The organism is Streptomyces sp. CY-1, assembly GCF_047218265.1.
Taxonomy (GTDB): Bacteria; Actinomycetota; Actinomycetes; order Streptomycetales; family Streptomycetaceae; genus Streptomyces; species Streptomyces niphimycinicus.
On record NZ_CP178393.1, the window covers coordinates 10,138,996 to 10,160,520 of the forward strand.

4 protein-coding genes and 1 pseudogene are annotated in these 21,525 nt (G+C 73.0%); all 5 read left to right on the forward strand.

The window, feature by feature from the left end:
- Positions 1-37 precede the first annotated feature (37 nt).
- Positions 38-6,742, forward strand: coding sequence for an SDR family NAD(P)-dependent oxidoreductase (locus tag ACK1X7_RS43510; protein WP_413116570.1), 6,705 nt, complete (start codon positions 38-40; stop codon positions 6,740-6,742).
- A 41-nt stretch (positions 6,743-6,783) separates the two neighbouring features.
- Positions 6,784-18,939 (forward strand): SDR family NAD(P)-dependent oxidoreductase, encoded by a 12,156-nt coding sequence (locus tag ACK1X7_RS43515; RefSeq protein ID WP_413116571.1) that lies wholly within the window; start codon positions 6,784-6,786, stop codon positions 18,937-18,939.
- 16 nt (positions 18,940-18,955) lie between these two features.
- Entirely contained in the window at positions 18,956-21,013 is a 2,058-nt protein-coding gene (locus ACK1X7_RS43520; protein WP_413116572.1) for a type I polyketide synthase, read from the forward strand.
- The gene (locus ACK1X7_RS43525) at positions 20,898-21,233 is read left to right on the forward strand and encodes an acyltransferase domain-containing protein (protein ID WP_413116573.1); all 336 of its coding nucleotides are present in this window, start codon (positions 20,898-20,900) and stop codon (positions 21,231-21,233) included. Before ACK1X7_RS43520 ends, ACK1X7_RS43525 begins: the two co-directional genes overlap by 116 nt.
- A gap of 10 nt (positions 21,234-21,243) precedes the next feature.
- Positions 21,244-21,360 (forward strand): annotated as a pseudogene (locus ACK1X7_RS43530) (hypothetical protein); the annotation flags it as partial.
- Between the last annotated feature and the right edge of the window lie 165 nt (positions 21,361-21,525).

Genomic DNA, 21,525 nt, shown 5'->3' on the forward strand with positions numbered 1-21,525 from the left:
GCCGGGCGCGACGATCGCTGAAGGCCGGGTGACCCTCATGGCGAACGAAGAGAAGCTGGTCGAGTACCTCAAGCGCGTTTCCGCCGATCTGCACGATACGCGTCTGCGGTTGCGCGAGGTGGAGGAGCGTTCCCACGAGCCGGTGGCCGTGGTCGGCATGGCCTGCCGCTTTCCCGGCGGGGTCACCTCCCCGGAGGAGCTGTGGGAACTGCTCGTCTCCGGTGCCGACGCGATCGGGGACTTCCCGACGGACCGCGGCTGGGACCTCGAGAACCTCTACCACCCCGATCCCGAGCACTACGGCACCAGCTCCGTCCGCCAGGGCGGATTCGTCGAAGCGGACCGGTTCGACGCGGCGTTCTTCGGCATCAGCCCCAGGGAAGCACTCGCCATGGACCCGCAGCAGCGGCTGGTGCTGGAGATGGCCTGGGAATCCCTTGAACGGGCTGGTATCGACCCGGTGTCGCTGAAGGGAACCCGCACCGGCGTCTACGCCGGGGTGTCCAGCCAGGACTATCTGTCCCGGGCCCCGCGCATCCCCGAGGGATTCGAGGGCTACGCCACCACGGGCGGACTCACCAGCGTGATCACGGGCCGGGTGGCCTACACCTTCGGCCTGGAAGGGCCGGCGGTGACGGTGGACACCGCATGCTCGGCCTCACTGGTGGCCATGCATCTGGCGGTACAGGCGCTGCGGCAGGGCGAATGCACCCTGGCCCTGGCGGGCGGTGTCACCTCGCTCGCCACCCCCATCATGTTCACCGAGTTCTCCCGGCAGCGCGCACTGGCCCCGGACGGCCGGTGCAAGTCCTTCGCCGCCGACGCGGACGGCACCGGCTTCTCCGAAGGCGTCGGTCTGGTGGTGCTGGAGCGGCTGTCGGAGGCACAGCGCAACGGCCATCGGGTGCTGGCGGTGATCCGGGGCTCGGCGATCAACCAGGACGGCGCCAGCAATGGCCTCACCGCGCCCAACGACGTGGCCCAGGAACGCGTCATCGGCCAGGCCCTCGCCAACGCCCAGCTCACGCCGGGCGATGTGGACGCCCTCGAGGCACACGGCACCGGCACCAAACTCGGCGACCCGATCGAGGCCGAGGCCCTGACCGCCACCTATGGCCAGGACCGCCCCGCCGACCGGCCACTGCTGCTGGGCTCGCTGAAGTCCAACATCGGCCATACACATGCGGCGGCCGGTGTGGCAGGCGTGATCAAGATGGTGATGGCGCTCCGGCACCCACACCTGCCCGCGAACCTGCACCTCGACGTCCCCACTCCGCATGTGGACTGGGAGGACAGCGGGCTGCGGCTGCTGAACGAACCGGTGGAGTGGCCCCGGCTGGAACGCCCCCGCCGTGCGGCGGTCTCCTCGTTCGGCATCTCCGGTACGAACGCCCATCTGATCCTGGAGCAGGCGGCTGAGGACGATGGGCCAATGGCCCCGGCCTGCTCGGAGGTGAGCACGGTGCCGTGGGTGGTGTCGGGGCGTAGTGCGGAGGCGTTGCGGGGGCAGGCTGGCGCTCTGGTTGAGCGGGTGGGTGGGGATTCGGGGTCGTCGTCTGTGGATGTGGGGTGGTCGTTGGTCACGACGCGGTCGGTGTTTGAGCATCGGGCGGTGGTGGTGGGCGGTGACCGCGCCGAGCTGTTGGCCGCTGTGGAGGCGTTGGCGGGGGGTGTGTCGCATCCGGGTGTGGTGCAGTCGGGTGTTGCTGCGTTGGTGGGTGATGTGGGTCCGGTGCTGGTTTTCCCGGGTCAGGGTTCGCAGTGGGTGGGGATGGGTGCGGAGTTGCTGGGTGTGTCGCCGGTGTTCGCGGCGCGGGTGGGGGAGTGTGAGCGGGCGTTGGCGCCGTTCGTGGACTGGTCGCTGGCGGATGTGTTGCGGGGGGTGGAGGGTGCGGCGGATCTGGGGCGGGTGGATGTGGTGCAGCCGGTGTTGTGGGCGGTGATGGTGTCGTTGGCGGCGGTGTGGGCCGGACATGGCGTGCGTCCTGCGGCGGTGGTGGGTCATAGCCAGGGTGAGATCGCGGCGGCTGTGGTGGCGGGTGCGCTGTCGTTGGAGGATGGCGCGAAGGTGGTGGCGCTGCGGAGTAAGGCGTTGCGGCGGTTGGCCGGTGGTGGTGCGATGGCATCGCTCGGTGTGGGTGAAGAGCGGGCGGGTGCGTTGCTCTCGGGCCTGGGCGATCAGGCCGGTGGTGTGGGGGTGGCGGCCGTCAACGGGCCTTCGTCGACGGTGGTTTCGGGTCCGCCTCAGCGGGTGGCCGCGGTTGTCGCGGCGTGTCAGGAGGCGGGGGAGCGTGCGCGGTTGATCGAGGTGGATTATGCCTCGCATGGTCCTCAGGTGGAGGAGATCCGCGATGAGCTGGATGAGGTTCTGGGTGGTGTTCGTCCGGTTGTTGGTGGGGCGGATGAGGTGGCGTTCTATTCGACGGTGACCGGTGGGCGGGAGGAGGCTTCCGTTCTGGACGCGGGTTATTGGGTGTCGAATTTGCGGGAGCGGGTGCGGTTCGCCGATGCGGTCGAGGCGTTGTTGGCGGATGGGCATCGGGTGTTCATCGAGGCCAGCAGTCACCCCGTGTTGACTTTGGGCTTGCAGGAGACGTTCGAGCAGGTGGGTGTGGAGGCGGTTGCCGTGCCCACGTTGCGTCGCGATCACGGCGGCCAGGTCCAGCTTCTCCACTCGCTGGGCCAGGCGTTCGTTGCTGGGGTGGAGGTGGACTGGAGGGCCGCGTTCCCGGGCGATCCCACCCCTCGTACGGTCGATCTGCCCACGTACGCCTTCCAGCACCAGCGCTACTGGCTCGACGGCCTCAGCGGCCGGGGTGCCGATCCCACCGACCTCGGCCTGGTCGCCGCGGGGCATCCACTCCTGGGCGCCGCCGTGGAACTCGCCGACGGCCAGGGACATCTGCTGACGGGACGGCTCTCGGCACAGTCCCATGGCTGGCTCGCCGACCATGTGGTGGCGGGCGCGGCGCTGGTGCCCGGGACGGCCCTGGTGGAGTGGGCGTTGCGGGCCGCCGATGAGGTCGGCTGCGGGGGTGTGGAGGAGCTGGCGCTCCAGGTACCGCTTGTGCTGCCGCCCCAAGGCGGGGTGCGTCTGCAAGTGGTCGTCGGCGGGCCCGGTGCCGATGGCCGACGCGATGTGCGGATGTACTCACGTCCCGACGATGGTGGTGACTCGGCGCCCGGGTGGGTGTGTCATGCGGAGGGCGTGCTGAGCCCGCCTCCCGAGGGCCCCGGGCCGATGGAGGAGCTGGGCGGGGCGTGGCCACCGGCGGGTGCGAAGCCGGTGGACCCCGTGGACTTCTACGAGCACATCGCGGCCTCGGGGTATGCGTACGGCCCGGCCTTCCAGGGGCTGCGCGCCGTGTGGCGGGACGGCGCCGACCTGCTGGCCGAGGTGGCACTGCCCGAAGTGGCGGGGGAGCGGACCGGGTTCGGCATCCACCCGGCGCTGCTCGACGCCGCGCTGCATCCCGTCCTGCTGACCGAGGGGTCCACGAGTGACGACGCCGAGTCGGCCGATGGCCGGGTGTGGCTGCCGTTCACCTGGAACGGAGTGTCGCTGTGGGCGGCCGGGGCGACCACGGTACGGGTGCGGATCTCTCCGTACGAGCCGAGCGCGGAGGGGGAGCGCACGCTGCGGGTGACCGTGGCGGACGCTCTCGGTGCCCCGGTGCTGAGCGCGGACGCGGTGGTGCTGCGGTCGGCCGATGCCGATCAGCTACGTACCGCCCAACGCCCCTGTACCGATGGGCTGTTCGTCATGGACTGGGTTCCCTTGCCGGTGCCCGCGCCGCCCAACGGCACCGGGCAGTCCACGGACCACACGGCCGATGACGCCGACTGGGCGATCCTGGGGCCCGGGGACAGGGCTCCGGCCGGTTCCGCCGCCGTATGCCATCCGGATCCGCAGGCGTTGATCAGCGCGCTTGACGCGGGCGCGCCCGCCCCCGCTGTCGTACTGGCACTTGAGCCCGCCAAGCCGGTGGACGCGCGGGGCGGCGGCATCGCGGCCGACGGTCTGGCCTCGGCGGAGCGGGTCCTGGCGCTGCTCCAGGACTGGCTGGCCGAGCCGCGCCTTGCCGACGCCCGGTTGGTGGTGACGACGCGTGGCGCCGTCGCGACGGGTGACCCGGATGGCTTTGATCCCGCGGTCGAGGGGGTGGATGCGGCGGGGGCCGCGGTATGGGGTCTGGTGCGCAGCGCGCAGGCCGAGAACCCCGGCCGTTTCCTGCTGCTCGATCTCGACCCGCACACCGAGGTGTCCGCCCGCCTCGTGGCCGACGCCGTGGCGCGCGCCGTGGAGATGGACGAGTCGCAGTTGGCGCTGCGCGCGGGGCGGGCGCTGATGCCCCGGCTGGTGCGCGCCGCGCCAAGCGCGGACCTGGCGGCCCCGGTGGGACCGTCCGCGTGGCGGCTCGGACTGGAGGGCGCCGGGACGGTGGACGGCGTGCGGCCGGTGGCGTGCCCGGAGGTGCTGGAACCTCTGCGGGCGGGCCAGGTGCGGATCGATGTCCACGTGGCGGGCGTCAACTTCCGCGATGCGCTGATCGTGTTGGGGATGTACCCAGGTGGCGCGGTGTTCGGGGGCAGTGAGGGCGCCGGTGTGGTGCGGGAGGTCGGTCCCGAGGTGACCCATGTGTCCGTGGGCGACCGGGTGATGGGCCTGTTCGAGGGCGCGTTCGGCCCGCAGGCCGTGGCGGACGCCCGTACGGTCGTGCCCATTCCGGACGGCTGGACCTTCCGGCAGGCAGCCGCGGCCCCCGTCGTGTTCCTCACCGCCTGGTACGGCCTCGTGGAGCTGGGCGGGCTCCGGCCGGGGGAGTCGGTGCTGATCCATGCCGCGACGGGTGGTGTGGGGACGGCCGCGGTGCGGATCGCGCGGCATCTGGGCGCGGAGGTCTTCGCCACGGCGAGTCCCGGTAAGCACGGGGTCCTGGAGGCGATGGGCATCGACGAGGCCCATCGGGCCTCCTCGCGCGATCTGGGCTTCGAGGAGACATTCCGGGAGGCCACCGGCGGCCGCGGTGTGGATGTGGTGCTCAACAGCCTCGCCGGGGAGTTCGTGGACGCCTCGCTCCGTCTCCTCCCCGAAGGCGGCCGGTTGCTGGAGATGGGCAAGACCGATGTCCGCGACCCGGAGCGGATCGCGGCGGAGTATCCCGGAGTCCGCTATCACGCCTACGACCTGATCGCCGATGCCGGTCCGGACCGTATCGGCCAAATGCTGTGCGAGCTGGGCGGGTTGTTCGCCTCCGGTGTGCTGGAGCCCCCTCCCGTACGGGCGTGGCCGCTCAGCCGGGCGCGAGAGGCGTTGCGGTATCTCAGTCAGGCCAAGCACACCGGCAAGCTGGTCCTGGACGTCCCCGCACCGGTGGACCCCGAGGGCACGGTGCTCATCACCGGTGGCACCGGGACCCTCGGCCGACACGTCGCCGAGCACCTCGTCCGCGTCTGGAACATCCGCCACCTGCTGCTGGTGAGCCGCAGCGGCCCCGACGCCCCCGGCGCACCGGAGCTGCTGGCCCACCTCACCGACCTGGGGGCCGACGTAGGTATCGCCGCCTGCGACATCGGCGACGCCGCCCAGGTGGCCGAAGCCATCGCGGGCATCGACCCGGCACACCCCCTGACCGGTGTCGTGCACGCGGCGGGGGCACTGGACGACGCGATGCTGCCCTCGCAGGATCCGAAGCGGCTGGCGCGGGCCTGGGCGGCGAAGGCCGCGGCGGCGGCCGAGCTGCACACCGCCACCGCGCGTCTGCGGCTCGGCATGTTCGTCCTGTTCTCCTCCTTCGCCTCCGATCTCGGCACCCCCGGTCAGGCCAACTACGCCGCCGCCAACGCCTTCTGCGACGCCCTGGCCACCCGCCGCCAGGCGGCCGGGCTCCCCGGGCTGTCGGTGGCATGGGGACTCTGGGCGGCCACCAGCGGTCTCACCGCGCGGCTGGCCGACGCCGATCTGGCCCGGATCGGCCGTCTGGGCATCAAGGCCAACAGCACCGAGGAGGGGCTGGCGCTGCTGGACGCGGCCTGCCACCACGGCCATCCGCATCTGCTGGCGCTCCACCTGGACACCGGCTCCCTCGCCGCGCAGGCCCCCGGCGCCCTCCCCGCCCCCCTGCGGGCCCTCGCCACCGTCGGCGGCAGCGGGCGGGCCCGGCCCACGGCGGCCGCCGCTGGGCAGAACACCGACTGGGCGGGCCGACTCCGGGGGCTGCCGTCCACCGAACAGCACCGGCTGCTGCTCAACCTGGTGCGTACGCAGGCGGCCACGGTGCTCGGCCACGCCGATCCGGGTGTGGTGCAGCCGGACGCGTCGTTCAAGGACCTCGGCTTCGACTCGCTGACCGCCGTGGAGCTGCGCAACCGGCTGGCCGCGGCCACCGGACTGCGGCTGCCCGCGGCCCTCGTCTTCGACCACCCGGAGGCGGCCGTGCTGGCCGAGCATCTGCGCCAGGAGCTTTCGCCGGACGGTGAGCCGGGCGCCCAGGGCCCCGGCGTACCCCAGCCACATCCTGTCCTCAACGAGCTGGTCAGGCTGGAGAACAGCCTGTCGGCCGTCGTCGTCGAGGACGTGGACTCCGGTGCGGTCACCGCCCGGCTGGAGACCTTGCTGTCCAAGTGGAAGGCGATGTGCTCACCGGCGGAGGCGGACGACGGCAATGCCGTGGAGCGGTTGCAGGTGGCGACCGCCGATCAGGTTCTGGAATTCATCGACAACGAACTTGGCCTGTCATGAACAACGTGGCGCGCCCTTCGCTGAAGGCCGGGTGACCCTCTGTGACGCACGCTAATGAAGAGAAGCTGGTCGACTATCTGAGGCGAGTGGCAGGCGATCTGCACGAAACGCGTCAGCGGCTGCGCGAGTTGGAGGACCGCTCCCAGGAGCCGGTGGCCGTGGTCGGCATGGCCTGCCGCTACCCGGGCGGGGCCGACTCGCCCGAGAAGCTGTGGCGGCTTCTCGCCTCCGGCGCGCACGCCATGGGGGAGTTTCCGGCCGACCGCGGCTGGGACCTGGAGGGACTCTTCCACCCGGACCCGGACCGCCCCGGCACCAGCCATGCCCGCGAGGGCGGTTTCCTCTACGACGCCGACCGGTTCGACCCCGAGTTCTTCGGGATCAGCCCGCGCGAGGCGCTGGCCATCGACCCGCAGCAGCGGCTGCTGCTGGAGGTGGCCTGGGAGCTGCTCGAACGCGCCGGAATCGACCCGCTCTCGCTGAAGGGCAGCTCGACGGGGGTGTACGCCGGGACCGCGCTTCCCGGCTTCGGCACCCCGCACATCGAGAAGAGCGCCGAGGGCTATCTGGTCACGGGCAACGCGCCCAGTGTGCTCTCCGGCCGGGTGGCGTACACCCTCGGTCTGGAGGGACCCGCGGTCACGGTGGACACCGCGTGCTCGTCCTCGCTGGTGTCGATGCATCTGGCCGGTCAGGCGCTGCGGCAGGGCGAATGCACCCTGGCCCTGGCCGGCGGGGTGACGGTGATGGCCATCCCGAACGTCTTCACCGAGTTCTCCCGGCAGCGCGGGCTGGCTCCCGACGGCCGGTGCAAGGCGTTCTCCGCCGACGCCGACGGCACCGCCTTCTCCGAGGGCGTCGGCCTGGTGCTGCTGGAGCGGCTGTCCGACGCGCGCCGCAACGGCCATCAGGTGCTCGCGGTGATCCGGGGCTCGGCCATCAACCAGGACGGCGCCTCAAACGGCCTGACCGCGCCCAACGGTCCCTCCCAACAGCGCGTCATCCTCCAGGCGTTGGCGAACGCACGGCTGTCCCCGGCCGAGGTGGACGTGGTGGAGGCCCATGGCACCGGAACCCGCCTCGGCGATCCCATCGAAGCGCATGCGCTGCTCACCGCCTATGGCCGGGACCGGTCCGAGGACCGGCCGCTGTGGCTGGGCTCGGTCAAGTCCAACATCGGGCACACCCAGGGCGCCGCGGGCGTGGCCGGCGTCATCAAGATGATCATGGCGATGCGGCAGGAGACGCTGCCCGCCACGTTGCACGTCGACCAGCCCACGCCCCATGTCGCCTGGGACACCGGCGCCGTGCGCCTGCTCACCGAAGCCGTCGACTGGCCGCGCGGCGAGCGGCCCCGCCGGGCGGCGGTGTCCTCCTTCGGCATCTCCGGGACCAACGCCCATCTGCTGCTCGAACAGCCCCCCGCCGACGAGCCCTCCGCTCCGGATCGGACCCCCGGCCCGACCGCCGTGGCCACCGCGGCACCGGTCGGCCGCGTGGTGCCGTGGGTGGTGCCGTGGGTGGTGTCCGCCCGCACCGACCAGGCATTACGCGACCAGGCCGAGGCACTCGCCGCACATCTCACCGCCCACCCCGGGCTGCCCGTGGCCGATGTGGGCTGGTCGCTCGCCCGGACCCGCTCGGCCTTCGAACACCGGGCCGTGGCCATCGGCGAGGACCGCGACGAACTGCTGGCCGCCGTCCGGGCCCTGGCCGAGGGCCGGAGCCACCCCGGGCTGACCCGGGCCACCACGTCGGCCCGCCCCGGCGGCACCGCCTTCATGTTCACCGGGCAGGGCAGCCAACGGCCCGGTATGGGCCGTGAGCTGTACCGGACCTTCGATGTGTTCGCCACCGCCCTCGACGACGCCTGCGCCCATCTGGACCCGCTGCTCGGCCACCCGCTGCGCGACACCCTCTTCGCGGCCGAGGACACCGACCAGGCGCGGGCGCTGCACGGCACCGGTGTGACCCAGGCGGCCCTCTTCGCCCTGGAGACCGCGCTCTTCCGGCTCGTCGAGTCGTTCGGCCTCACCCCGTCGTTCCTCACCGGCCACTCCGTCGGCGAACTGGTGGCCGCCCATGTGGCGGGCGTGCTGTCCCTCCCCGACGCCTGCGAGCTGGTGGCCGCCCGCGGCCGGCTGATGCAGGCGCTGCCGTCCGGCGGCGCCATGGCAGCCGTCGAAGCCACCGAGGAACAGGTCCTCCCCCTGCTCACCGGTCGCGAGGACCGCGTGGCGCTCGCCGCGGTCAACGGCCCCACCTCGGTGGTCGTATCCGGAGCCGCGCAAGACGTCGACGAGATCGCCCGCACCCTGAAGGAGCAGGGGCACCGCACCAAGCGACTCCGTGTCAGCCATGCCTTCCACTCGCCCCTGCTCCATCCGATGCTCGACGACTTCCGCGACGTGGCGCGGCGGCTCAGCTACCACGCCCCGCGCATCCCGGTGATCTCCAACGTCACCGGCCGGCCGGCCGACCCCGAGCAGCTCCGCGACCCCGAGTACTGGGTACGCCACGTCAGCGCGCCCGTAAGGTTCCACGACGGTCTGCGCACCCTGCACGGCGAAGGCGTGACGCGCTACCTCGAACTCGGCCCGGACGCCGTCCTCACTACCATGGCCCAGGACGCCCTGGCCGCCGCGGCCTCCACCGCCGATGCCTCCGACGCGCCCGACAGCCCCGCCACTCCTGACACCGCCCCCGTGTTCGCCACCGCCCTGCGCCCGGGCCGCGACGAGCCCGGTACGCTGCTGACCGCGCTCGCCCTGACGCACATCGACGGCGCCACGGTCGACTTCGCCGCCGCCCTCCCCAAGGACGCGGTCCGTGTCGACCTGCCCACCTACCGGTTCCAGCGGCAGCGGTACTGGCGGCCCGTCCCGAACGCCACCGCCGACGTACGCGCCGTCGGCCTCGGCCCGACCGGTCATCCCCTGCTCCAGGCCGCCGTGGAGACACCCGACGGCGGGCTGCTGCTCACGGGCAGGCTGTCCCCGCACACCCACGCCTGGCTCGCCGACCACACCATCGGGGGCAGCGTGCCCCTGCCCGGTACGGCCCTGCTGGAGCTGGCCCTCCTCGCCGCCGCGCACACCGGCTGCGAACTGCTCGACGACCTCACCCTGGAGACCCCGCTGATCCTGCCCGCCTCCGGCGCGGTACGGATCCAGCTCGCCGTCACCGCACCCGACGAGACCGGACGGCGGACCGTCACCATCGTCTCCCGCCCCGCCGACGAGGGCGGCGACGCCCTGGACGCCCCGGCCGCCTGGCGCCACCACGCCACCGGCGTACTGGCCGACCAGGTCACGCCACCGCCCGACGACGAACCTTCGGCCACGGCCTGGCCACCCGCCGGGGCCGCCCCGGTCGACGTGGCGGACCTGTACGAGCGGCTGACCGCGCAGGGCTACACCTACGGGCCCGCCTTCCGCGGCCTGCACACCGCATGGCGGCTCGGCGAGGAGATGTTCGCCGAGGTACGTCTGGCCCCGGAACAGCGCGGCGAGGCCGACGGCTACGGACTGCACCCCGCCCTGCTCGACAGCGCCCTGCACCCGGTGGAAGAGCTGTTCGGCGGCGACCACACGCCGGACGGCGCGGAGGGCACCGTCAGACTGCCGTTCTCCTTCAGCGGGGTACGGCTCTTCGCCACCGGCGCCACCCGGCTGCGCGTGCGCATCACCCCCACCGCCCCGGACACCATCACGCTGCGGCTGACCGACGACCACGGCGCGCCCGTGGCCACCATCGACACCCTCGGGCTGCGGGAGGTCTCCGCCGACCGCTGGCGCTCCGCCCGCGCCACCACGGCCGACACCCCGCTGTACCGCCTGGACTGGCAGCCGTATCCGGTCTCCGCCGACTCGGACCCGCCCACGGCGAGTTGGGCGATGGTCGGATCCCGAAGTCCGGGCCCGGACCTCCCGGCCTATCCGGACCTGGCCGCCCTGCGGGCCGCCCTCGACGGCGGACAGTCCACCCCCGACATCGTCGTCCTCGCATGCCCCGGCGCACCGGACACCGCACCACCCCCGGACGAGACGCCCGCCCGTGTACGCGCGGCGGTCCACCACGTCCTCGGCGCGCTGCGCACCTGGCTGACCGACGAGCGGTTCAGCGGGGCCCGGCTGGTCATCGCCACCCGTGGCGCGGTCGCCACCGGCCCCGGGGACGGGCCCGCCGACCTGGCCACCGCGCCCGTATGGGGCCTGGTCCGCGCCGCCCAGGCCGAGCACCCGGAACGCATCCTGCTGCTCGATCTGGACGACGACACCGCGTCGCGCGATGTCCTGCGCACCGCCCTTCCGGCCGTGGTCGCCGGTGCCGAATCCGAGGTGGCGGTACGGGCCGGAACGGCCCATGTGCCCCGTCTGGTCACGGTCCGCCCCGAACAGGACACCCCGCCCCGCGCCCCCCAACAGGACACCACGCCCCGCGCCCTCGACCCGGACGGCACGGCGCTGATCACCGGTGGCACCGGAGCGCTGGGCCGGCTGGTCGCCCGGCATCTGGTCACCGCACACGGCGTCCGCCATCTGCTGCTGGTCAGCCGGCGCGGGGGCATCACGGAGGACATCGACGCCTTCGCGGACGAACTGACCGCGCTGGGCGCTGCGGACGTGAGCATCGCCGCGTGTGACGCCGCCGACCCAGAGGCGCTGGCCGCGCTGCTCGCCACCCTCCCCGCGGCGCATCCGCTGACGGCCGTCGTCCATGCCGCGGGGGTGCTCGACGACGGAGTGGTCACCGCCATGACGCCCGAGCAACTCGACGCCGTACTGGCCCCGAAGCTGGACGCGGCATGGCATCTGCACCGGCTGACCCGGGACATGGATCCGGCCGCGTTCGTGATGTTCTCCTCCGCCGCCTCCATCATGGGCAACGGCGGCCAGGCCAACTACGCCGCGGCCAACATGTTCCTCAACGCCCTCGCCGAGCACCGCCGCGCCGAGGGGCGGACGGCCCATACGCTGGCCTGGGGGCTGCTGGCGTCCGCCGGTGGCATGACCGGCCACCTGGACGACGCCGACCTCGCCCGGATGGCCCGCTCCGGGATCGCCCCCGTCTCCAACGAGCAGGCGCTCACGCTGCTCGACACGGCGCTCACCACCGACCACCCCACCCTCGTCCCCGCGCGCTTCGACCTCGCGGCGCTGCGCACCCGGGCCGCCGCCGGACCACTTCCGCCCTTGCTACGGCGGCTGGTGCACGTCCCGGCAAAGGCCGCGCGGAACACCGGGACGGCATCCTTGTCCGGGCGGCTCGCCGGGCTGTCCACCGAGGAACAGGACCGGCTCATCGGAGAGCTGGTACGCGACCAGGTCGCCACCGTGCTGGCCCACCCCGCGCCGGAGGCCATCGAACTGGGCAGGGCCTTCCAGGACCTCGGCTTCGACTCGCTGACCGCGCTGGACCTGCGCAACCGCCTCAACGCGGCCACCGGCACCCGGATCCCGGCCACCGTCATCTTCGACTACCCGACCCCCGACGCCCTGGTGCGCTTCCTGCGCGGGCGGCTGGTCGGGAGCGCGGCCGATACCCCGCTCCCGCCCACGGCCACTCTCGTGGCGGCCGACGACGACCCGATCGCCATCGTCGGCATGGCCTGCCGCTATCCGGGCGGCGTCGGCTCCCCCGAGGAGCTGTGGCGGCTGGTGGCCGAGGGCGTGGACGCGATCGGGGAGTTCCCCTCGGACCGCGGCTGGGACCTCGCGGGCCTCTTCGACCCGGACCCGGACCACACCGGCACCAGCTACGCCCGTGAGGGCGGATTCCTCTACGAGGCCCCGCGGTTCGACGCCGAGTTCTTCGGGATCTCTCCCCGCGAGGCGCTGGCCACCGACCCCCAGCAGCGGCTGCTCCTGGAGACCGCGTGGCAGGCGTTCGAGAGCGCGGGCATCGACCCGGTGAGCCTGCGGGGCAGCCGCAGCGCGATGATCACCGGGGTCATGTACGACGACTACGGCAGCCGCTTCCTGGGCCGCACCCCGGAGGGCGTCGAGGGCCGGCTGATGACCGGCAGCACACCGAGCATCGCCTCCGGCCGGGTGGCGTTCACCTTCGGCCTGGAGGGGCCCGCGGTGACGGTGGACACGGCGTGTTCCTCGTCGCTGGTGGCCATGCATTTCGCGGCACAGGCCCTGCGGCAGGGGGAATGCACCCTGGCCCTGGCCGGCGGGGTGACCGTGATGGCCACACCGAACACCTTCGTGGAGTTCTCGCGGCAGCGCGGACTGGCCCCGGACGGCCGCTGCAAGCCGTTCGCCGCGGCGGCCGACGGCACCGGCTGGGGCGAGGGCATCGGCCTGCTCGTCCTGGAGCGGCTGTCGGACGCGCGCCGCAACGGCCGTGAGGTGCTGGCGGTGATCCGTGGGTCGGCCGTCAACCAGGACGGCGCCTCCAACGGTCTGACCGCGCCCAACGGGCCGTCCCAGCAGCGGGTGATCCGCCAGGCCCTGGCCACCGCACGCCTCTCCCCGGCGGACGTCGATGTGGTGGAAGCCCATGGCACGGGCACCACGCTCGGCGACCCCATCGAGGCCCAGGCGCTGCTGGCCACGTACGGGCAGGAGCGGCCGGAGGGACGTCCGCTGTGGCTCGGTTCCATCAAGTCCAACATCGGGCACACGCAGGCCGCCGCGGGCGTGGCGGGTGTGATCAAGATGGTGATGGCGATGCGCCACGGCCGGTTGCCCGCCTCCCTCCACATCGACGCACCCAGCCCGCATGTGGAATGGGACGAGGACGGAGTGCGGCTGCTGACCGAGGCCGTCGAGTGGCCACGGGCCGAGCGGCCCCGGCGCGCGGGTGTCTCCTCCTTCGGCATCAGCGGCACCAACGCCCATGTGATCCTCGAACAGGCCCCCGAGCAGGTCCGACACACCGAGCGCGAGTCCGCGCCCGACGGCCCCCGGGTGGTGCCCTGGGTGCTGTCCGCGCGGGGCGCCGAGGCGCTGCGGGACCAGGCGAGGGCGCTGGCCGCACAACTCGCGACCGACCCCACGGCCTCGCCCGTCGAGGTGGGCTGGTCGCTCATCCGCTCCCGCACCCTCTTCGACCACCGCGCCGTGGTGGTCGGCGAGAGCCGCGCCGAACTGACCGCGGCTGTACAGGCGTTGGCGGCCGACGAGACCCACCCGGGCGTGGTGCACACGGGCACGGCCGCCGCCACGGGGGGCGCGGGCCCGGTGCTGGTCTTCCCCGGGCAGGGCTCGCAGTGGATCGGGATGGGTGCCGGACTGCTGGACGCGTCCCCGGTGTTCGCCGCCCGGGTGGCGGAGTGCGAACGAGCGCTCGCACCCCACGTCGACTGGTCGCTCACCGACGTGCTGCGCGGTGTGGACGGCGCGGGCGATCTCAGCCGGGTGGATGTGGTGCAGCCCGTCCTGTGGGCGGTGATGGTGTCCCTGGCCGCCGTATGGGCGGGCCACGGAGTGCGGCCCGCCGCCGTCGTGGGCCACAGCCAGGGCGAGATCGCCGCCGCCTGCGTGGCCGGGGCGCTCACCGTGGCCGACGGCGCCCGGATCGTGGCCCTGCGCAGCCGCGCGCTGCGCCAACTGGCCGGCGGCGGAGCCATGGCCTCCCTCGGCGTGGGTGAGGAACAGGCCACGGAGCTGCTGTCCGGGCTCGGCGACCGCGCCGCCGCCGTGGTCGTGGCCGCCGTGAACGGCCCCGCCTCCACTGTGGTGTCCGGGCCGCCGGAGCAGGTGGCCGCCACCGTGGCCGCCTGCCGGGAGGCGGGCGAGCGGGCCCGGACGATCGAGGTGGACTATGCCTCGCACAGCCCCCAGGTCGACGAGATCGCCGAGGAACTCACCGAGCTGCTCGGGGGAGTTGAGCCGGTCGGCGGGTCCGGGTCCGGCGTGGTGTTCTACTCCACGGTGACCGGTGGCCGGGCCGATGCCTCCGTCCTGGACACGGGCTATTGGGTGCGGAATCTACGGGAGCGGGTGCGGTTCGCCGAGGCGGTGCGGGCGCTGCTGGCCGATGGCCACCGGGTATTCATCGAGGCCAGCACCCACCCCGTCCTCACGGTCGGCATGCAGGAGAGCTTCGAGGAGGCGGGCGTTCCCGCCGCCACCGTACCGACCCTGCGCCGGGACCACGGCGACCTCGCCCAGTTGGTGCGCTCGCTCGCCCAGGCGTTCACCACGGGGGCCGAGGTCGACTGGACCACCCTGTTCCCCGCCGACCCCGCGCCCCGTACGGTGCCGCTGCCCACCTACGCCTTCCAGCGCGAGCGCTACTGGCTCGAAGGCACCGCCAACCGGGGCGGCGATCCCGCCGACCTCGGCCTGGTCTCCGCCGATCACCCGCTGCTCGGCGCGGCCGTGGAACTCGCCGACGGCAGCACCCATCTGCTCACCGGACGGCTGACGGCCGGTGGCGGCGATAGCTGGCTCGGCGAACACGTGGTGGCGGGCGCCCGGCTGGTGCCGGGTGCGGCCCAGGTCGAATGGGCGCTGCGGGCCGCCGACGAGGCGGGCTGCGGCACGGTCGAGGAACTCGCCCTGCAAGTCCCGCTCGTCCTCCCCGACACCGGCGGGCTGCGCGTCCAGGTGGTGGTGGGCGAGGCCGCCGCCGACGGCCGCCGCGACGTACGGGTGTACTCCCGGCCCGACCGCGACGCCGAAACCACCACGGATCCGGTCTGGGTGTGCCACGCGGTCGGCGTGCTCGGCCCGCACGGCGAACCGGCGCCACGGCCCAACGGGGTTTGGCCCCCGGCGGGCGCGGAGCCGGTGGACACGGACGGCTTCTACGAGCGCGCCGAGGCCGCCGGATACGGATACGGGCCCGCCTTCCAGGGCGTACGGAAGCTGTGGCGCGATGGCGCGGATGTGCTGGCCGAGGTGGCGCTCCCCGAAGCGGCGGGCGACCGGGCCGGATTCGGCATCCACCCGGCGCTGCTGGACGCCGCGCTGCACCCGGCGGGCATGCTCACCGCCGGGGCCGGGCAGCAGCGCGACACCGGCCACGTATGGCTGCCGTTCACCTGGAACGGGGTGTCGCTGTGGGCCGCCGGAGCGACCACCGTACGCGTCCGGCTGTCCCCGCGTGAGCAGGGCACGGACGGCGAGCGGACGCTGCGGCTGACCGTGGCCGACGCCGTCGGCGACCCGGTCCTGACCGTCGACTCGCTGGTGCTGCGCCCCGCCCGTAAGGATCAGTTGCGGACCGCGGGCCGAGGCGCCGTGGACGGGCTGTTCACCCTCGACTGGATCCCGCTCCCCGAGGCGGCGCCCGGCACCGACACGGGGCTGCCCGAGCCGGTGGCCGGGGATGGCGGCTGGGTGGCGCTGGGCGCGGAGTGGACCCCACCCGGCGTGGTCCGTCACCCGGACCTGGAGTCGCTGGTCGCGGCGCTCGACGCCGGAACACCCGCGCCCTCGGTGGCGCTGACCGCCGTACCGGACTCGACGACGGCCGCGGACATCGGGGCCACCGAAGCCGATGCCCTGGCGGCCGTGCGGCGGACCCTGGAGCTGCTGCGGGGGTGGCTGGCCGAACCCCGGCTGGCCGAGAGCCGTTTGGTCCTGGTGACACGCGGCGCCGTCGCGGCCGGTGGCCCGGTGGCGGAGGACTCCGACGCCGGGGCCGTGGACGCGGCCGGTGCCGCGGTGTGGGGGCTGCTGCGCAGCGCACAGGCGGAGAACCCGGAGCGGTTCATCCTGCTCGACCGCGATCCGCACGGCGCGCCCGACGCCGACGAGATCGGCGCTGCGGTGCTGGATGGTGTGCTGAGGGCCGTCGCGCTGGACGAACCGCAGGTGGCGGTGGGCTCCGGCCGGGTGTGGGTGCCCCGTCTGATCCGCGCGGGCGGCCCCGGCAGCGGTGGCCTGGTGGGCCCGGTGGGAGAGCCCGCTTGGCGACTCGCCGTGCGGGGCGCGTCCACCGTGGACAATGTGACACCCGTGCCGTGCCCCGAGGCGCTGGAGCCGCTCGGGCCGGGAGAGGTCAGGATCGCGGTGCACGCGGCGGGCATGAACTTCCGCGATGCGCTGATCGTCGTCGGGATGTACCCCGGAGGCGGGGTGTTCCGCGGCAGCGAGGGCGCGGGCATCGTCGTGGACATCGGCGCGGAGGTGACCGGGCTCGCGGTGGGCGACCGGGTCATGGGCCTGTTCGAGGGCGCGTTCGGCCCCTGGGCGGTCGCGGACGCGCGCATGGTCGTGCCTATCCCCGACGGCTGGAGCTTCCGGCAGGCCGCCGCCGTACCGGTGGTGTTCCTCACCGCCTGGTACGGGCTGGTGGACCTGGCCGGGCTGCGGGACGGCGAAACGGTGCTGATCCACGCCGCGACCGGTGGCGTCGGCATGGCGGCCGTGCAGATCGCCCGCCACTTGGGCGCCGAGGTCTATGCAACGGCCGGCCCCGGCAAGCACGGGGTGCTCGAGGAGATGGGCATCGACCAGGCCCATCGCGCCTCCTCGCGCGACCTGGACTTCGAGGGGGTGTTCCGCGAGGCCACCGGCGGGCGTGGCGTCGATGTGGTGCTCAACAGCCTCGCCGGACCGTATGTCGACGCTTCCCTGCGGCTGCTGGCCGACGGCGGACGGCTCTCCGAGATGGGCAAGACCGACACCCGTGATCCGCAATACCTCGCGGCCACGCATCCGGGCGTCCGCTACCGCGCCTTCGACCTGGTCCCCGACGCCGGGCCGGACCGTATCGGGGAGATGCTGGGCGAACTGAGCGAGCTGTTCGCGGCCGGAGTGCTGCGGCCCGCCCCCGTACGCCCCTGGCCGCTCAGCCGCGCAAGGGACGCGCTACGGCAACTGAGCCAGGCCCGGCACACCGGCAAGCTGGTGCTCGACGTACCCGCCGCGGTCGACCCGGACGGCACGGTGCTGATCACCGGCGGCACCGGCACACTGGGCGCGCTGGTCGCCGAACACCTCGTCCGCACCTGGGGGATCGGCAATCTGCTGCTGGTGAGCAGGCGCGGGCCGGACGCTCCGGGAGCCCGCGACCTGGCCGCCCGGCTGGCGGAGCTGGGCGCGCGGGTGCGCCTCGCGGCGGCGGATGTCACCGACGCCACGGCGGTGGCGGAGCTGGTGGCGAGCGTCGACCCCGAGCATCCGCTGACCGGAGTCATCCACGCCACCGGTGTGCTGGACGACGCGGTGGTGACCTCACAGACCCCCGAACGGCTGGCGCGGGTCTGGACGGCCAAGGCCACGGCCGCGGCCCAGTTGCACACGGCGACGGCCCATCTGCGGCTCGGCATGTTCGTCCTCTTCTCCTCCGCCGCGGGCACACTCGGCAGCCCCGGACAGGCCAACTACGCGGCGGCCAACGCCTTTTGCGACGCACTCGCCGCCCACCGCCGGGCCGCCGGACTGCCCGGAGTGTCGATCGCCTGGGGCCTGTGGGCCGACGCCAGCGGGATGACCGGACACCTGGCCGAGGCGGATCTGGCCCGGATGTCCCGTACCGGTGTCGCCGCCCTGAGCACCCGGCACGGCCTGGCCCTGCTCGACGCGGCCGTCCAGCACGGCGGTGCCCATCTGGTCGCCGCCCATGTGGACACCCGCACCCTCGCCGGGCTGCCCGCCGACAGCCCGCCCGCCACGCTGCGCGCCCTGGCCGCCACGGGCGGTGGCGGTGGCGGCACCGGACGGCGCACCGCGGCGGCGGCCGGGGAAGGCCGCCAGGTCGACTGGGGCGCCCGGCTCGCCGGCCTGTCCACGGCCGAACGGCACCGACTCGTGCTCAACCTGGTCCGAGGCCACGCCGCCACGGTCCTCGGACACGCCGATGTGGACGCCGTGCGGGCCGAGGCCAGCTTCAAGGAGCTGGGCTTCGACTCCCTGACCGCCGTCGAACTGCGCAACCGGCTCGCCGCCGCCACCGGTCTGCGGCTGCCCGCCGCCCTCGTCTTCGACTATCCGGAAGCGGCCGTGCTCGCCGACTACCTGCTGGAACGGCTCGCACCCGGCGATGGAGCCACGCCGGGCCGGGACGCCGTCGACCCGGTCCTGGGCGAGCTGGCCAGGCTGGACACCACCTTGGCCACCCTCGTCACGGACGACGAAGGCCGGCAGCGGATCGCCAAACGGCTGGCCGCTTTGCTGGCGACATGGAACGGCGGCGGGTCCGGCGCCCCCGCCGACGCGACCGACTTCGATGCCCTCGAAGCCGCCTCTGACGACGAGATGTTCGAGCTCATTGACCGTGAACTGCCCTGATGGAGGAGCGGAACTGATGTCGGGTACCGAAGAGAAGCTCCGCCAGTACCTCAAGAAGGTCACGGCCGATCTGGGGCAGACACGTCGGCGGCTTCGCGAGATGGAGGACCGGGCACAGGAGCCGGTGGCCATCGTGAGCATGGCCTGCCGGTTCCCCGGCGGGATCGCCTCGCCCGAGGACCTGTGGGAGCTGGTCGCCTCGCGCGGGGACGCGATCGGGGAGTTTCCGACCAACCGCGGCTGGCGTCCCGAGGCCCTCTACCACCCGGACCCCGACCACTCCGGCACCAGCTACGTCCGCCACGGCGGATTCCTGGACCGGGCCGACGGCTTCGACGCCGCCTTCTTCGGCATCAGCCCGCGCGAGGCCCTGGCGGCCGAACCCCAGCAGCGCCAACTGCTCGAAGTCTCCTGGGAGTTGCTCGAACGTGCCGGAATCGACCCCACCTCGCTGAAGGGCACCCCCACCGGGGTCTACGCGGGCGCAGGTATTCTCGGCTTCGGCACCCCGCAGATCGAAAAGAGCGCGGAAGGATATCTGCTCACCGGAAACACCCTGAGCGTCGTCTCCGGCCGGGTGGCCTTCACCCTCGGCCTGGAGGGACCCGCGGTGACGGTGGACACCGCCTGCTCGTCCTCGCTGGTCGCGATGCATCTCGCCTGCCAGGCGCTGCGGCAGGGCGAATGCACCCTGGCCCTGGCCGGTGGCGTGACCGTGATGACCACCCCGAACACCTTTGTGGAATTCTCCCGCCAGCGCGGCCTCGCCCCCGACGGCCGCTGCAAGCCCTTCGCGGCCGCCGCCGACGGCACCGGCTTCTCGGAGGGCGTCGGGCTCCTGCTGCTGGAACGGCTCTCCGACGCACGGCGCAACGGCCACCAGGTGCTCGCCGTGATCCGGGGCTCGGCCATCAACCAGGACGGCGCGTCCAACGGGCTGACCGCGCCCAACGGCCCATCCCAGCAGCGGGTGATCCGCCAGGCACTGGTCAACGCCCAGCTTTCCTCCGCCGAGGTGGACGCGGTGGAGGCACATGGCACGGGCACCACACTCGGCGACCCGATCGAAGCGGAGGCGCTGCTCGCCGCGTATGGCCAGGACCGCCCGGAGGACCGGCCGCTCTGGCTCGGCTCGCTGAAGTCCAACATCGGCCATACGCAAGGTGCGGCGGGTGTGGCCGGTGTGATCAAGATGGTGATGGCACTGCGCCATGAACTGCTGCCCGCCACGCTGTACGTCGATGAGCCGACCCCACACGCGGACTGGTCCGGCGGCGCGGTGCGGCTGCTCACCGAGCCGGTGGAGTGGCCGAGCAACGAGCGGCCGCGCCGGGCCGGTGTCTCCGCGTTCGGGATCAGCGGCACCAATGCGCATGTGATCGTGGAGCAGGGGCCCGAGGAGGTTGCGCCGCAGGTGGGGGCAGATGCCTCTGGTGTGGGTGGGGTGGTGCCGTGGGTGGTGTCGGGGCGTAGTGCGGAGGCGTTGCGGGGGCAGGCTGGCGCTCTGGTTGAGCGGGTGGGTGGGGATTCGGGGTCGTCGTCTGTGGATGTGGGGTGGTCGTTGGTCACGACGCGGTCGGTGTTTGAGCATCGGGCGGTGGTGGTGGGCGGTGACCGCGCCGAGCTGTTGGCCGCTGTGGAGGCGTTGGCGGGGGGTGTGTCGCATCCGGGTGTGGTGCAGTCGGGTGTTGCTGCGTTGGTGGGTGATGTGGGTCCGGTGCTGGTTTTCCCGGGTCAGGGTTCGCAGTGGGTGGGGATGGGTGCGGAGTTGCTGGGTGTGTCGCCGGTGTTCGCGGCGCGGGTGGGGGAGTGTGAGCGGGCGTTGGCGCCGTTCGTGGACTGGTCGCTGGCGGATGTGTTGCGGGGGGTGGAGGGTGCGGCGGATCTGGGGCGGGTGGATGTGGTGCAGCCGGTGTTGTGGGCGGTGATGGTGTCGTTGGCGGCGGTGTGGGCCGGACATGGCGTGCGTCCTGCGGCGGTGGTGGGTCATAGCCAGGGTGAGATCGCGGCGGCTGTGGTGGGCGGGTGCGCTGTCGTTGGAGGATGGCGCGAAGGTGGTGGCGCTGCGGAGTAAGGCGTTGCGGCGGTTGGCCGGTGGTGGTGCGATGGCATCGCTCGGTGTGGGTGAAGAGCGGGCGGGTGCGTTGCTCTCGGGCCTGGGCGATCAGGCCGGTGGTGTGGGGGTGGCGGCCGTCAACGGGCCTTCGTCGACGGTGGTTTCGGGTCCGCCTCAGCGGGTGGCCGCGGTTGTCGCGGCGTGTCAGGAGGCGGGGGGAGCGTGCGCGGTTGATTGAGGTGGATTATGCCTCGCATGGTCCTCAGGTGGAGGAGATCCGCGATGAGCTGGATGAGGTTCTGGGTGGTGTTCGTCGGTTGTTGGTGGGGGCGGATGAGGTGGCGTTCTATTCGACGGTGACCGGTGGGCGGGAGGAGGCTTCCGTTCTGGACGCGGGTTATTGGGTGTCGAATTTGCGGGAGGCGGGTGCGGTTCGCCGATGCGGTCGAGGCGTTGTTGGCGGATGGGCATCGGGTGTTCATCGAGGCCAGCAGTCACCCCGTGTTGACTTTGGGCTTGCAGGAGACGTT